We start from the raw sequence: 14321 nt of genomic DNA, 5'->3' as shown, positions 1-14321 counted from the left end.
TTGGGAGAAGGGGCTGGGGGATGAGGGCCAACTTGCAAAACTGGGATGCACTCCTTGCACTTGCCTTTACAACCTTCCCTAATGTCCAACGTCCCATCTCCTCTCCAGAGGCTACCAGGCTCTTGGCTGAAATTGATCGTCATTGAGAAGGGTAACGCTGTCGCCGGATTGGGCCATCACAAACAGCCCCTGGCGGTAGGCGTAGCGATCGGCCCCGGATTCAATACCGATGCCAGCTACGGCTCCGTAGAGTTGCATATCGGCATATTCGGGAAAGAAGGTGGAGAAGCGCCCTAGGTCGGCAATGAAGTCGTTGACATCGGCCACACTGAGGCTACTTTTCACTTCTACGGCCAAAACGTGACCTTGGTTCACCACCAGGACATCAATTTCGAGGGTGTCTCCTTGCCGCCGCCGTTTTACCCGCTGGCTGACTTGATCGACAGGAATCCCCCGCTCCAGAAAAAGGCGTTCACAGGCCGGAGCCACCAGGTCTTCCACAAAGCGCCCCCAAGCGCCACCCAGTTCACTCAGTTGTTTGCTGACTTGCTGGTTAATGCGACGGTTTTCTTGAATAGTGGCCTGGATCTGGCGATCGGTCTCTTGGAGCTGGCGATCGGTTTCTTGGAATTTGCGATCGGTTTCTTGGAATTTGCGATCGGTCTCTTGAAACTTACGGTCAGTTTCTTGAAACAGTCGCAGAATGTCGTCGTAGGTGGGTTGGGCGGTGGACATGGGTAGGGAGGAAACGGGCTTAGCTCTATTTTAGGCGTTGGTGGGGTAAGGCGGGGTGAACGGTAAACGGTGAGCGGTGGACGGTGGGTAGATCCTGCTGACTTGTCATTTTTGGTTAGACAGACCACAGTGCAACGTCAAGTGTTGAATGGAGGATTAGCAGATGTAGGAATTTGTCCGAAATCCCCTCCTGGGAGGCCTGTGCTGTATAGCCTGCGGCATGGCTTCGCTAGCGCGTAGCGGCCCCGGAGGGGCAACTTGTCGAAGTAGGTAGGGGTGGGTCAAGCAAGTCCGGGGAACCCACCCCGCCCTCCGGGCACCCCTCCCAGGAGGGGACCACCCCGCCCTCCGGGCACCCCTCCCAGTCAATTCTAAATTTGTAGGTTGGGTGGCGCGCCAGCAGAACCCAACAAGGCTGACTGCTGTTGGGTGACCCTACGTTCACCCAACCTACGGGGACTCTAATTTTTAGTCTTGACGCTGCACTAGAATGCCGGTGCAGATCCGGGTATCAACGCAAGGCGGGAAGCATACACACTGATCGCTCTGTGTATCAGTCTTAGACGATGCCCTTCGACAGGCTCAGGGCGAACGGTTTCAGCGCGCTCGGGCTGAGCTTGTCGAAGCCCATTACTTCGATAGAGCAGGAAGAAACCTTGTGAGGGCGTTTCCTGGGTCTGGTGGGCAGAGCCCACCCTACGATCTACGATCGGAGCACGTTTTCTTAGGAGGGTCTTGGGCTGATTAGCCAGAAATTTTGGGGTACCCGTGGGCAGAACCCTGTGATCTTGGCATCCTGGCCCAATGCAGGGCTTTGGCTTATTCCACCATCAAGTGCCGGGTCAAGATGCGCATGACTTCGCCGGGTCTGCCGGTGGGCAGGGGTTTGGTCCAGTGGGTGACTTCGGCGTAGCCAAGCACATGCAGGGTGTGGATCACCTGTTGCAGGGCGGCTTCGCTGCCGAACAGCAGGTGTCTGACTTTTTCGTGGTGGGCGGTGGGGCCAGCGGAAACGGTGGGGGCAGGGGTGCCCTCGGTTTGGGTTTGAAACATGGTTCTGGTTTTCCTGTCGTAGGGTAAACAAACCCCGCGATCGGTTGTCGCTTAGCGACAACCTGAAAGGCGATGAGAAAAATGGGCAAGCTACAGAGGGTTCATGTGGGCGGCCCAGTTAGGCTACCTACAGACCAAACCACTTCTGCCTTTTGCCTTTTGCCTTTTGCCTTTCCCTCACGGGAGGAAACCAGAACTCAATCCCTTAGCTACCCCGCTTGTTTGTGCAATGTGGGCTGGCTATGATGTCTTGAGCCCCCCAACTGCTGTAACCAGTTGCGGTGGGTTAGCTGTCTGTGGGTGTTGGTAGCATCCACGGGCAGCGCCAAGATCATGAGTTCTGAACGGTCAGCCGTCGTCAAATAACAGCTTAGTGAATGAGCATAGTCGGTTCAGGGCCATGAGTCAAGATGGTAGCGATGACGATTCAGCTTAGTAGCCTGCGGCCACATTCACGGGAGTGATGGGGGCTTGGCCGTGGGCGAGGTGTTGGGCGTTTTGAATAAAGATATCCAGGGCGCGCTCCAGGTAGTAGGGAGTGGTGCCAGAGACATGGGGGGTTAGGAGGATATCAGGGCGAGCCCAGAGGGGAGAGGTTTCTGGTAGGGGCTGGTGCTCAAACACATCCAGAGCGGCCCCTTTTAGGACACCGCTATCCAGGGCTTGTAGCACGGCGGCGGCCGAGACAATGCCGCCCCGAGAGATGTCAATCAGCACGGCCCCCGGTTTGAGTTGGCCCAGAACCTGGTGGTTAACCAGGTGACGGGTAGCGGAGGTCAGGGGTAGACACACCACCAGGTAGTCCACCTCTGATAACCGAGCCCACAGCTGATCATGGCTAAATACCTGGTCTACCTGGGGTATGGGTCGGGGATGGTTCAGGGTGCCCCAGACGGTCATATCAAAGGCTTTGGCCCGCTGGGCAATGGTTTGGCCGATGTGGCCCAGCCCCAGAATGGCCACAGTTCTGCCAGTCAGTTCATCGAGCCAGGTGCGTTGCCACTGGCGCTGCTGGGATTGATGGTGAAAGCGGCCAAATTGCTTGGCAAAGTAGAGCATGGCCCCGATGGCATACTCGCCCATGGCGGGGCCATGGACGCCGCTGCTTTTGGTCAGCAGCCGGTTTTGCTTATCGAAGTCCATCGACCAGATTTTCTCGACCCCGGCGGAAAGAAAGTGCAGCCAGGGGCAGGTATCTAGCCGGTGTAGTAGGTCTGGCAACCAGGGCAGGGTGGGGGTGATGACTGCGTCAAAACAACTGCCTTGGGCAAGGTCGTCAGGGGAGCTGATGCAAAGGATGTCTAACTGGCCCAGGGCTTCCGTCAGCTTTTGGTGGACCAGCCCCTGTTGTTGGGGGAGGACGTTAGCTTTTTGCACGAACAGCACGCGCTGAATGGGGTAGGGCTGGGGCATGGGCGTCGTTAGCGGGGGGCGGCTTGGGCGGCAAGGGCAAAGGTTTTGGCGGCAAACTGCTGGTGGTTTTGCTGTAGGGTAGCCTGCCCCGCCTGGCGTAGCTGCGTTTCAGTGGCCCAGAGTTTTTGCAGTTCGGCCTTGAGGTCAAGGCGATCGCATAGGGCTTCTACCGTGGCGGCTTCTCCATGGAAGGCACGGGAGAGAATCACCCAACCCGACCCCAAGCGCACATGCTCACTGAGCACCAATTCCGCTGGCAGGGTGCCGGTGCCCATGCGGGCAATGCCGCCAAAGCCCCAGGTAATGTCGTTTTGGTTTAACAGGTCTGCCACGGGGTCCAGCAGCCCAGCGGCCACCGGCTCAAACAAAAAGTCGAGCCCCATGCCCAGGGACAGGTCGTTGAGGCCAATGTGGATCTGGTCGGTTGGCCCCAGATCGGCTATGTAGGTGGGCAAACGGGTTAGGGCCGGGGGGGTTTCGGTGAGCAGGGTAACGGGTACCCGCCCATTCACCAGATCCAAAAAGCGGCGCACCTCGGTACGGCGATGGAACATGGGTAGCATCAACCGCTGGGCACCGTGGGCAATGGCTTGATCGATTTCGCTGGGGGTGCTGTCATGCAGGGGGTTCAGGCGCACCATCAGTTCTGCCTGGGTGAGTACCGCCCGAAGGGTGCTGATGTCTGCATAGGTATGGTGGGCTTTGTGGGTATTGAGGTGGCCCTGGCGTTCGGCTTTGCCCAACACTTCCATGTCGATGAAGATGCGCTGGACCCCGGCTTGTTCGGCATATTGGGCGATCGCCGGGTTGGCGGTAATCAACATGCAGTGGAGGTTAGCTGGGGCCATGGTTGGAAGGCTTTGTGGAACTGGATACGGGTCGGGCTGAGCGCTTTAAGGTATCCCGGTAGGCGCGCCAGTTTTGGGCTTCGCCCCCATAGACGCCACTGCCAGTGAACAACACCCCAATGGTGCGAACGATAAGCCCCAGGTCCATAACCAAGCTGTGGCGAGCCACGTATTCTTGATCGGCGGCTAACTGGTCTAGCCAACTGAGGCTGCGGCGACCGCGCACCTGGGCCAAGCCGGTAAGGCCAGGGCGGACCTGGAAGCGCTGGCGTAAGTGATCGGGGACGACCTCAACTTGTTCGGGCAGCACCGGGCGGGGGCCGACGACGCTCATTTCGCCGACCAAAATGTTCCATAGCTGGGGCAGTTCGTCCAGGCTGGTGGCTCGAAGCAGGCGCCCAGCTCGCGTGATGCGGGGATCGTGGCCAGTGGTCACCACTGGCTCGGCATGTTGGTCGATCCCTTGGGGGTTGCGGTGCCGCATGCTGCGGAATTTGACGATAGAGAAGGGACGACCATGGCGACCAATGCGAGTCTGGCGAAACAGGATGGGACCGGGGCTATCGAGGCGAATCCAAAGGGCGATCAGCAGTAGGGGGATGGCGAGGATGACCAGCGCCACACTGCTGGAGACGATGTCGAACAGTCGTTTGGCTGAATCTTGCATAGACACCCTGGAAAAGTACACATGTTACTGAGGTTGGTCAGAAAATGCCATTGTTTCTGGTCTCGTTTGCTGCATGGCTTGGATCATGGCCTGGTTGACTTTGACCACATCAAATTTGGTTTCAGCGAAGCGGCGGGAGGCTATGCCCATCGCTTGAATAGAATCGGGGTTTTCGATAAATCGCAACATGGCGTCCTGTAGGGCGGTTGCATGTCTGGGGGGGATGAGATAACCATTGACACTGTCTACGACAGTTTCGCGGCAACCGGGGGTGTCGCAGGTGATGATGGGACGCCCCATGCTCATGGCTTCGAGGATGGAACGGGGGATACCTTCGCGATAGTAGGAGGGCAGCACCATGACCGAGGCTTGTTGCAAGTAGGGGCGCACGTCTTTGACTTTGCCGATGATGTCTACGGCTGCTTCGGCCTGCCATTGCTCTAGTTGGGTGGGGGAGATGGCATTTTTGAGGGTGCTATCTAGGCCGCCCAGGAGTAGGAAGGTGGTTGATGGATGCTTGGCTTTGACCTGGGCTGCGGCCTGGGCAAAGTCTTGAATGCCTTTTTCTTGAATCAGACGAGCGATACAAATGAAGGTGACTGGGCTGCTGGGGGGGGCTGAAAATGGATAAGCGTTGAGGTCAACACCGGAACCGTTGACGACGATGCTGCGGGCAAAGGTGCGAAAGAGCCAATTTTTTTCGAGGTCGGCCTGGTCGTCTGGGTTTTGGAAAATAAACAGGGTGCTGAGCATGGCGGAGCCGCCCAGAAGCCCCTGGGTGATTTGTCGTAGGATGCGGGCTTTTAAGCTGGTGGAGGCAAAGAGGTATCCTAGCCCTGTGAGCAAGCAATAGCTGTATTTAACGCCAGCCAGGCGGGCGGCGAAGACGCCGAAGGTGACGGGTTTGATGGCGTAGGCAAAAATGCTGTGGGGGGCGATGCTGGCAATTTGTTGGCGTAGTTGCCAGAAGGCGATGAGGTTTTGGAGTGGGTTGGTGGAGTGGCGATCGAGGTGGTAGGTCCAGATGGGGATACCGAGGTCTTTGACGGTATCGAGGTAGTCGTATTCTGGGACCAGGGCACCGACGTTAAGCCCTTGGTGGGTGAGGGTTTTGATTAGTTCGCCGCGATTGGCCACCAGTGAGCGGGCGTTGGCAGCGATGAAGAGGATATCCATGGCTGGGGCGACTACGATTAGGTGATTGTAGAGAGTAGCTTTCTGGCGATGAGCCGCATCTGAAGGAGTTCGGCCACGCACTCCTCACGAAAAGTTTCAAGCTTCAAGGATGAGGCTGTTGACTGGGAGTGGGTGGAGTAGCCTAGTTTTTCCAAGTATGGCTGACAAATGGTTTCAATAATAGACATTTGTTGGGGACTCAACTCGTCTTTCCATTTATTGTTGAATGCGGAAGAAATTGGTTTGCCAATGTTGGCGTGGTTAGTGCGATTGACGCCGTCTAAATCGAGTCCACAATAAGCGGTCATAGTAAACTGAGTTGGATCTGCACCAATATGCTGCAAGGCTTTATGGATAACAGATTCAGGATCATCTACTAGATCTTCATACCTAAGCATTAAGTATCGAGCTTGAAGCGAGTGAGGGCTATTGAGGATTTTGCAGTGAAACTTTGCAGCATCCACCCATTTTTGGGCAGCTCTAGCAACGTTGGAGCCGAAGCAGTCTTGGTAAAAGGTATGCTTCAGGTAAGAGGCGACAACGGCTCTTGGGTCGCGAATGATGTGGATGAATTTAGATTCAGGAAAGTTATTGGCTAAGGAGTTAATACTTTTGAAGTGTCCTGGAGTTTTTTCGCCGACGATTTTCTTACCTAAGGATAGGCGATAGGCCGTTAAGTAAGCAATAAATAGCGAATCCCAACTGGGTGTAGAGTTTAAGGCTAATTCGTGAAACAGCTGCCAATCCAGAGTTTCGCTTTTTACATGGCCCCAGGATGGAAATTTATCAACAAGCTGACGATACAAAGCTGGTCGCATTGGACCGTACTTTATGGACTGGAGCTTTGTGTACTGGTTATAAAAGTGAGTTTCTCCTGGAATACAGATATCTGGATGACTAACCAGCAATGCACGCAACAGGGTTGTTCCGCATCGCCCAGAGCCGAAAATGAAGAATATATCTTTTTCACTTTTCTCCATTACTATAAATCCAAATCTTATTTTCTAAAGAAACTCAGCAAAGCTTCGGGTGGATGATCACAAAAGATTAACACTACAGAAAACAGCATTGATCTCTGATCAATTTTTAACAAAAGTAGTTGATTCTTAGCAAGAGTCTAGTTTAATATCAAATATCAGATGCCGTGATTGCTGTTATTTTCTACTCCATAAAAATATTTCTGTCTTGAAGGGTCAGACTTAAAGACGGTAGCTGCAGATAATCCAAGCAAACCATACAAAAACTTACTTCGATGTCTTATGGAAGTTCCAATATTTCGGGTGCCGACAGCAAATACAAAAATTGAGATGGCAAGGACTATTGAGACTGCTCTTACATCATTTCTACCACGAAAAAAGCCACCTCTAATACTCTTAAATATTGAAATAGCTATATAAAGGAATACAGCGGTAGCAATAAATCCCTGGAGCATTCTTGCCGAACGAATATCCCATGGAAAGGGAGAGAACAAAAAGTAGATTACTCTAACTGGTAAGATTCTCTGAGCGAAATCTGGATAAACAGACCCCCCCCTACCCTCTCTTTCTACCTGGGAGTCAATTACTTCATCAGCAGATGAAATAGTATCAGCCACATTTCCGACTTTACCAAAAGACACTTGAGAGGTAATAGCAAAAAATGTTAAAGTAATTAACAGAAAAAAACCGGTAAAAGCAATAACTATTTTTTTTCTATTAAACTTTCTAGTGGGACTGAATACGAGCCTGATAATTTCCCATGCAGACAAAACAAGTAAGCCAATAAAAACAAATACATAGCCCCCATGAATCCAAGAGGCAAGGATAAAGCACACAACTGCACCTACCACATGAGAAATTTTACTCTTCTGATTTTCAGCTTGACTCCACCAACGGGCTACATAATATAAGCCCAAAGTAAATAAGGCACCACATAGTGCCTCCCTATTATAAACAGAAGAATTCAAAACAATGGGTGGGAAAAATACTATAATCCAAATAACTTGACGAGCACGCTTTGACCCAACCAAAATCTCACTTAAATAATATGTGAATGCAACAGCAAGAGTTCCGAAGCATACAGAAAATAATATGGTTATCGCCAAAGGATCCTTAAATCCAAAAGTCTTATATACTAAAGCTCCCAAAGCGGGGAAAATAGCAGAGCTACCAGCCTGGTTGGATAGAATGCTAGATAGTTCTCCCCAACTGTAATAGCTGAATGTATCAGCTCGTCGCAAAAAAGCAGCAGCATCAGGGGAAGAAGGCAACTCTATCAAGTCAAAGTATGATGAAGTTGCGAGACTTAATCTTAAAAAGAAGGCAATAAAAATTGGTGTTGAATAAAGTTTTTTTGCCTTGACGAAGCAATCTAAAAATATTAGAAAGGAAAGAATAATAGATAATGTTAGCATTAGTTTTCAATAAGACACTCAAGTATTCATCCAAACCTTCTTTACAAGCGATTTCGAGTCAAGAATCACTTAGCAGGAAAAGAGTTACATGCCAGTACACCAAAATATTTATTTCCTCAATTAAACGCAATCTAAAGCTACAAACTTTCCTAAACATTATAAGCGTTCAAATATCTATTTATCATCTTTTCTATTGAAAACTCAACCGAGCGATTAAAGGCGTTTTTCCCATATATTAGCCTTGTCTTTAAATCAAGAAGTGTTTTCACTGCTGCTGCAATTTCTTTAGGATTATCCGGTGAGACTAAAATTCCACAGGGTGCAGGGGTGTCTACAATTTCTCTCAAGCCATCAACACTGCTTGCAATTACCGGCAAGCCAGTATTCATAGCTTCTACAGCAGCTAGACCAAAACCCTCCCATCGGGAGGGCATCAAAAAGACATCAGCTTGTTTGAAAAAAGCAAAGATATCATCTACATAGCCATAGAACTTTACAATATCAGTCAGACCCAACTGCACACATAGACTTTTTAGTGCGGTCTCTTCTGGACCAAGCCCAGCAATGCGGTACTCAACAGAGACATTTCGTAATAGTGACATCGCTTGAATAGCAGCCGTATAGTTTTTTTGCTTATTTAAGCGACCCACTGAAACGATGATGATTTTATTTTTAGGTGTTCTAGGTTTAAATTGGCTACAGGGTAATGAGGTACCGTTTTCAATTACTCTTAGCTTATCAGCTTGATCAGGCATCCAGCCTCGCAGAGCATTTTTAGTACCGCTGCTGATGCAATAGATTTGTTCATAAGCTGGGTAAATTTGACTGTCAACCAATTTCCCAATGATAGTTCCTCGGCGCCTATTATGGGTATTGTGTTCTGTGCAAACCAATCGTCCTGGCCACCGAAGCATCTTGGCTGCTAGGGCTATATATAATATTGTGGGAAAAAGATGCCCATGTACAATATCTTCTGGCAAACACTGTTTTTGTAAGTACTGGTAAACAAACCAAAACGCTTGCCAGCTATAAGGTGAAGGACAATCTATAGAAATTACGTTCGACAGATTGCCAGTTGTGCCATTAAGAGCAACAATATAAGAGTCAATATCATGTTCGCTTAGTCCTTGGTGTAAAAAGCGTACAATTCGCTGAGCACCTCCCCTATCCAAGCAAATATCATTAATAATATGATGGACTCTCAAATCTCAAGCTCCTAAATATGAGTGCTTTAATTTGCTTGAAACTTACTACTATTTAAGCCCTATCTTGTTTGAAGAAATATTTAAATATGAGCAAAAGAGTAAAAAATAAGCTTTTAACATATAAGGCTTGAGAGCTATCGCCTTTTTGAAGAATTGCTTTGATTTTTTAGTCTCACCCTTCAAAAAAAGAATCTTCCCGATTTCATAATTGAACTTAAACTTTTGACTCTTCATTGCCTTAGGGTACTTTTTCAACTCTTCTTCCCAAGATGCAAAGAAAAATTTCCAGCCCGCAAGTTTTTTTTCAAAGTCTCGACTAAGCCTATTTCCCTCAATGTAAAAGTTGACTAAAACTTCGTCAACAAGTCCAATCTTATACTTTTTAGATATTCTGAGAAAAAAGTCGTGATCAGCTCTAGTTGGTGTCAACTCATTTAGCGAACCAATTAGATCAATACAAGATTTTCTCACCAATACTTTCGATGTTGCACCAATAATGTCCTGAGCCAAAATTTTTTCAAAAATATATCCAGAAGGTAACTTTTTTTTGTTTGACTTATAAATTTCTCCATTTTCTTTGAGATTGACAGAGCGGCAATAAACCATTCCTATTGAAGAATCTTCTTGAATACACTTAACTTGCTCAGTCAATTTGTGTGGAAGCCATTCATCGTCATCATCAAGGAAAGCGATATATTTTCCTTTACTCTCTCTAATCCCTACATTTCTAGCCAGGGCATAACCAAAGTTTCCTTGAAGATCGATGTAACGAATATTGGCTTGGCCTAAAAATTTTCTTACGACGGCTTGTGTTTCTTTCTTTTCAATACATCCCACAGGATTATCATCTACAATTAACACCTCATAGTGCTTGTATGATTGCGATAAAACACTCAAAATAGCTCTTGATATTAAATTTGCTCTTTTATAAGTTGTTACTATCACACTTACTAACTCTAGTTTTCCCATATCAGTTTAAGGTATTAGGATTTTTAATACAACCTATACAAAATTTTGATTCAAAAACGAAAATATTATGCATTCAAATACAGATATTTAGCTAAGCAAAGCTTAAATGATTTTGAGTCATTTACTAGCCATAACTTTTAGAGTAATAACACTTCAACTCAGTGTTGCAGGTGCTACTTATATGTTTCGTCCATGGGGACCAAGAGTTTAGCAAATTAAACGCTATGGGCTATTCTCTAGTTGTAACGAGGAGCGACAAAATAGGCAAGCAATAATGCTATATTTTATAAATCGGCATAATTTTCTGAATTTAAATCGAATCAGCCCTTTTTAAAGGCATTTTTTATATTTTTTTCTACTCTTGCCTTAAATATAAATCTGAGTCTCAGTAATATTTTAATAAGCTTTCTTAAAGTTAAATTCTTTTCAGAAGAGGTTATAATTCTGGAAACCACTACATTAAAAAAAGAGGGTTTCAGATCAGTCACTTCTTTCATGAATTCTTTAGCTGCAAAAAACTGTCCATCTGCTGCATAGCGATATGCTAGACCTCTTAGACGAGTAGAAATTTTGTGTTTAGCAGAAATAGAGTTTTGGAAATCAATGAAAGCTTTAGAGCCGTATTGATCTAGAGGATCAATACTTTTAAGTTTCCTTGTTAGTGCACAAAAAATTGAAAACTCTGATAAATAAGTCTGCTTTCTTGCTTTACATGGAGTCTTAGTCACAGAGCCTTCGATAGGCTCTCTCCGATATAAAATTTCTGGAACAACTGCAAAACGAGTAATTGGAGCTAACCTTAGCCAAAGGTCTCGATCTTGAGCAAACTCAAAGAATTCACGATAACCACCGACCTGTTCATAGCAGCTCCGTCGAAACATCACTTCTCCATGACTGAAGGGATTATGCAAAAGTAACTGAGATAATTGATCCTCAGCCACACTTGGCTTTTGTATGTCCCATAAATTTCTTGCAATACTAAAGTCCTGACGGTAGCATCCTACAACACCAATATTGGGATTATCCATTAACATATAGACCTGTTTCTCTATTCGCTGAGGTAAAGAAATATCCCCAGAGCCATGGATGGCGATAAAATTACCGTGGGAAATAGAAATTGCATCTTTAAGTGCACGAACAAATCCCTTATTTCGATGCGAAATTAATTTGATTCGTGAATCTTTATAGGAAGATAGTTGATCAAGAGTATCATCAGTAGATCCATCGTCTACTAATAGAATTTCTATGTTTTTGTATGTTTGTCTTAAAAGACTTTCAACTGACCTGCAAACATATTCTGATCTATTATAAAAACATGAGATGACACTTACTAGAGAATCTTTCATTTGACAACCCATATTTATCTTTAAACTTGCGAATCTGTATTATAAAAACCAAATTATTCTGATTTAATAACTAAAACTAATTTTTTATATTTATATCTTCTTGCGATGTATTTTAATGATTCGCAACAAATCACTGCTAAGCTAAAGCCAGGTATTTCAGTACTGCTTAGTGATTTTCTCCTTCAACCATCCACAGATAATTCAATTACTAGCCTTATAGTACCTGAAAGCGAAAGGTCATCGTCTAAATTTTGCTTATGCAACACAATTGATATATAGGAATTTTCACTGAGGATGAATGTCAAATTGAATTCCCAGTTTGACTAGTTTTTCTTTCATGCGATCATATCCTCGCAAAGCCATGTGGACTTTACCTATTTGACTTTTTCCTATGGCCATAATGCCAGCTAAAACAAGAGCCATACTTCCTCTTAAATCCGTTGACACTACAGATGCCCCAGTAGGCTGTTTTTTGCCGTTAATAGTAATTTTCCCAGGCTTCCATTCAATAGCGCCAGGGTAAAATTGAGATAGCTGTTCTAAATATGTAGTGCGTTCAGGATAGCGATAGTCTACTACAAGACTTCGCCCTGCTGAATGTAATGCAAGAAGAGCATAAAAAGGCTGCATATCTGAAATTATTCCCGGATGCGTGCCGCAGGCCATTTCAAAGGGCTGTAGGCCATATTCAGGGATTGACTCAGGGGAAACCCAAACAGAGTTAGAGCTAGCAAAAAAGTCTAGCCCAGCTTTTTTAAGGTGGAGTAATGGTATTTCCATCAATTTGAATGGAACATTTTCAACCAGAATATTTCCTTCGGAAATAGCAGAAAAAATTATCCATGTTAATGCCTCAATTCGATCGGATATGACCGGAATAGTTGCACCTCTAAGATAGTTGACTCCCTCAATCTCTATCAAACTGGTTCCAATAACTGTAATTTTTGCTCCCATCAAGGTTAAAAGATCAATCAGGTTTTCTATCTCCGGCGTAACATAGGCATTATAAATTCTCGTTTTACCGTAGGCGATCGCACCACACAAAAGAGCATTTTCAGTACCTCCAACTGTAGAAATCGGGAAGTGGATATCTGCTCCTCTTAGTTGACCTGTAATTTCAATATAGTATGGCTTTTCTTCTACATGACATCCCAGGGTCAGCCAAACCATGAGATGTAGATCATATTTGCGAACTCCTAAATTGCAACCACCAGGATAAGGAATAAATGCCTTTCCCTGACGCAATAATTGACCAGCAGCTAATAAATAGGTTGTACGAATAGGAAAGTCATACTTATCTAAAATCCTTGGCGTTAACTGAGAACAATCAAAGCGAGCTGACGAAGCTGTCTTATCAAGCTTCACTTTGCCAGATAGGGCCTTAATAAAGCGAGCTTTTTGATAGACATCAACCAATGCAGTGGGAAAGTTGAGAAGATAAACAGGTTCATCTGTTAGCATGGCTGCTGCCATCATTCGGGTTGCTGCATTCTTCGCACCACTGACCCGGACTTTGCCTGATGGCACCTGAGGGCCACACACCTGCATAGACAGGTTGCCTTGATGAATCAGATCAATCTGTGAATTAGACATTAATCAAGTCAGCTTAGGAAAATAACTTCAGGCTCTAGGCTAATACTCATTCGCTTATCTACTGTGGCTTGAATATGATCTATCAAATTACGAACATCTGCCGCTGTGGCACTACCTAAATTTTCAATCCAGTTGGCATGAACTGGACTCACTCTGGCACCACCTACCTGAAAACCCTTTAGTCCCGACTGCTCAATATACCATCCGGCCCCCTTACTGCCCGGTGGTGACTTAAATGTACTGCCTGCGGTCGGTTTGTCGAGGGGTTGCTTACGCTTACGCTCAGCCAGATGCTCAAAGGTATTGCGCTTAATTTCAGTGGGATCGCCTGCTTCGTCTAAACGAAAACGGGCTTGCAAAATTAGCCGCTTGCCATCTAATAAATCAGTGTGGCGATACTCGGCATTAACATCGTCCATCGTCAGCGTTTCAATGCTGCCATCCAAGTTAAGCACGTCAAAATCCTGGACAATAGCTGTCATTTCACGGGGACGAAATACGGTTAGGCCAGCATTCATGGCTATTGCCCCACCAACAGTACCAGGAATGCCGATCAAAAACTCAAAGCCTGAAAACCCTTCTCGGGCTGCAAACTTTGATAGGTGCGGTAAAAATACTCCACTTTCGGCAATGATATAATCTGCTTCTCGGCGTAAGCCCATTAAGGAATTTCGGGTAACGATGACTAAGCCAGGTAATCCAGTATCATCGATCAATATGTTAGAGCCGTTACCCAGAAAGTAAACACTTAGTTTATTATTATCAGCCCACCTGACAGCTTCTATCGACTCATATAAATTGGGTTCAACTAGATATTGGGCGAACCCACCTATTTTCCAAGTTGTAAAGGTAGATAGATGGATTTGAGTTTTTAAACCTTCAAGCATTTCTTAACATAGTGAAAAATAGATTTGAAGAAAAGCA

At 46.4% G+C, this 14321-nt stretch carries 13 protein-coding genes; all 13 read right to left on the bottom strand.

Going from position 1 to position 14321, the window contains the following annotated elements:
* Positions 1-111 precede the first annotated feature (111 nt).
* Positions 112-735 (bottom strand): DUF3782 domain-containing protein, encoded by a 624-nt coding sequence (locus E1H13_RS04645; RefSeq protein WP_169612233.1) that lies wholly within the window; start codon positions 733-735, stop codon positions 112-114.
* Positions 736-1554: 819 nt separating this feature from the next.
* Entirely contained in the window at positions 1555-1788 is a 234-nt protein-coding gene (locus E1H13_RS04640; RefSeq protein ID WP_169612232.1) for a hypothetical protein, read from the bottom strand.
* Between the two features lie 432 nt (positions 1789-2220).
* Positions 2221-3201, bottom strand: a complete 981-nt coding sequence (locus tag E1H13_RS04635; RefSeq protein ID WP_169612231.1) for a D-2-hydroxyacid dehydrogenase — start codon at positions 3199-3201, stop codon at positions 2221-2223.
* A gap of 8 nt (positions 3202-3209) precedes the next feature.
* Positions 3210-4049 carry an aldolase/citrate lyase family protein gene (locus tag E1H13_RS04630; RefSeq protein WP_206070036.1) on the bottom strand — a complete coding sequence of 280 codons (840 nt, stop codon included), beginning with the start codon at positions 4047-4049 and terminating at the stop codon, positions 3210-3212.
* The gene (locus E1H13_RS04625; protein WP_169612230.1) at positions 4036-4716 is read right to left on the bottom strand and encodes a sugar transferase; all 681 of its coding nucleotides are present in this window, start codon (positions 4714-4716) and stop codon (positions 4036-4038) included. The genes E1H13_RS04630 and E1H13_RS04625 overlap by 14 nt, the downstream gene beginning before the upstream one ends.
* A 24-nt stretch (positions 4717-4740) precedes the next feature.
* Entirely contained in the window at positions 4741-5892 is a 1152-nt protein-coding gene (locus E1H13_RS04620) for a glycosyltransferase family 4 protein (protein WP_169612229.1), read from the bottom strand.
* Between the two features lie 17 nt (positions 5893-5909).
* Positions 5910-6872, bottom strand: coding sequence for a sulfotransferase (locus E1H13_RS04615; RefSeq protein WP_169612228.1), 963 nt, complete (start codon positions 6870-6872; stop codon positions 5910-5912).
* A 155-nt stretch (positions 6873-7027) separates the two neighbouring features.
* Complete coding sequence (locus E1H13_RS04610; RefSeq protein WP_169612227.1) at positions 7028-8284, bottom strand: hypothetical protein; 1257 nt, start codon at positions 8282-8284, stop codon at positions 7028-7030.
* A 149-nt stretch (positions 8285-8433) separates the two neighbouring features.
* Positions 8434-9489, bottom strand: coding sequence for a glycosyltransferase family 4 protein (locus E1H13_RS04605; protein WP_169612226.1), 1056 nt, complete (start codon positions 9487-9489; stop codon positions 8434-8436).
* Between the two features lie 48 nt (positions 9490-9537).
* Positions 9538-10458: a glycosyltransferase family 2 protein gene (locus E1H13_RS04600; RefSeq protein WP_169612225.1), complete on the bottom strand. Its 921-nt coding sequence runs from the start codon at positions 10456-10458 to the stop codon at positions 9538-9540.
* 320 nt (positions 10459-10778) lie between these two features.
* Positions 10779-11804, bottom strand: a complete 1026-nt coding sequence (locus E1H13_RS04595; protein WP_169612224.1) for a glycosyltransferase — start codon at positions 11802-11804, stop codon at positions 10779-10781.
* 285 nt (positions 11805-12089) lie between these two features.
* Entirely contained in the window at positions 12090-13397 is a 1308-nt protein-coding gene (locus E1H13_RS04590) for a UDP-N-acetylglucosamine 1-carboxyvinyltransferase (protein ID WP_206070034.1), read from the bottom strand.
* Between the two features lie 8 nt (positions 13398-13405).
* On the bottom strand, positions 13406-14284 hold the full coding sequence (murB, locus tag E1H13_RS04585) for a UDP-N-acetylmuramate dehydrogenase (protein WP_169612223.1): 879 nt from the start codon (positions 14282-14284) through the stop codon (positions 13406-13408).
* Positions 14285-14321: the final 37 nt, after the last annotated feature.

Source organism: Nodosilinea sp. P-1105, from assembly GCF_012911975.1.
Lineage (GTDB): Bacteria > Cyanobacteriota > Cyanobacteriia > Phormidesmidales > Phormidesmidaceae > Nodosilinea.
The sequence above is the reverse complement of the archived record's forward strand: the minus strand, read 5'-3'. Positions and strand labels throughout refer to the sequence as shown.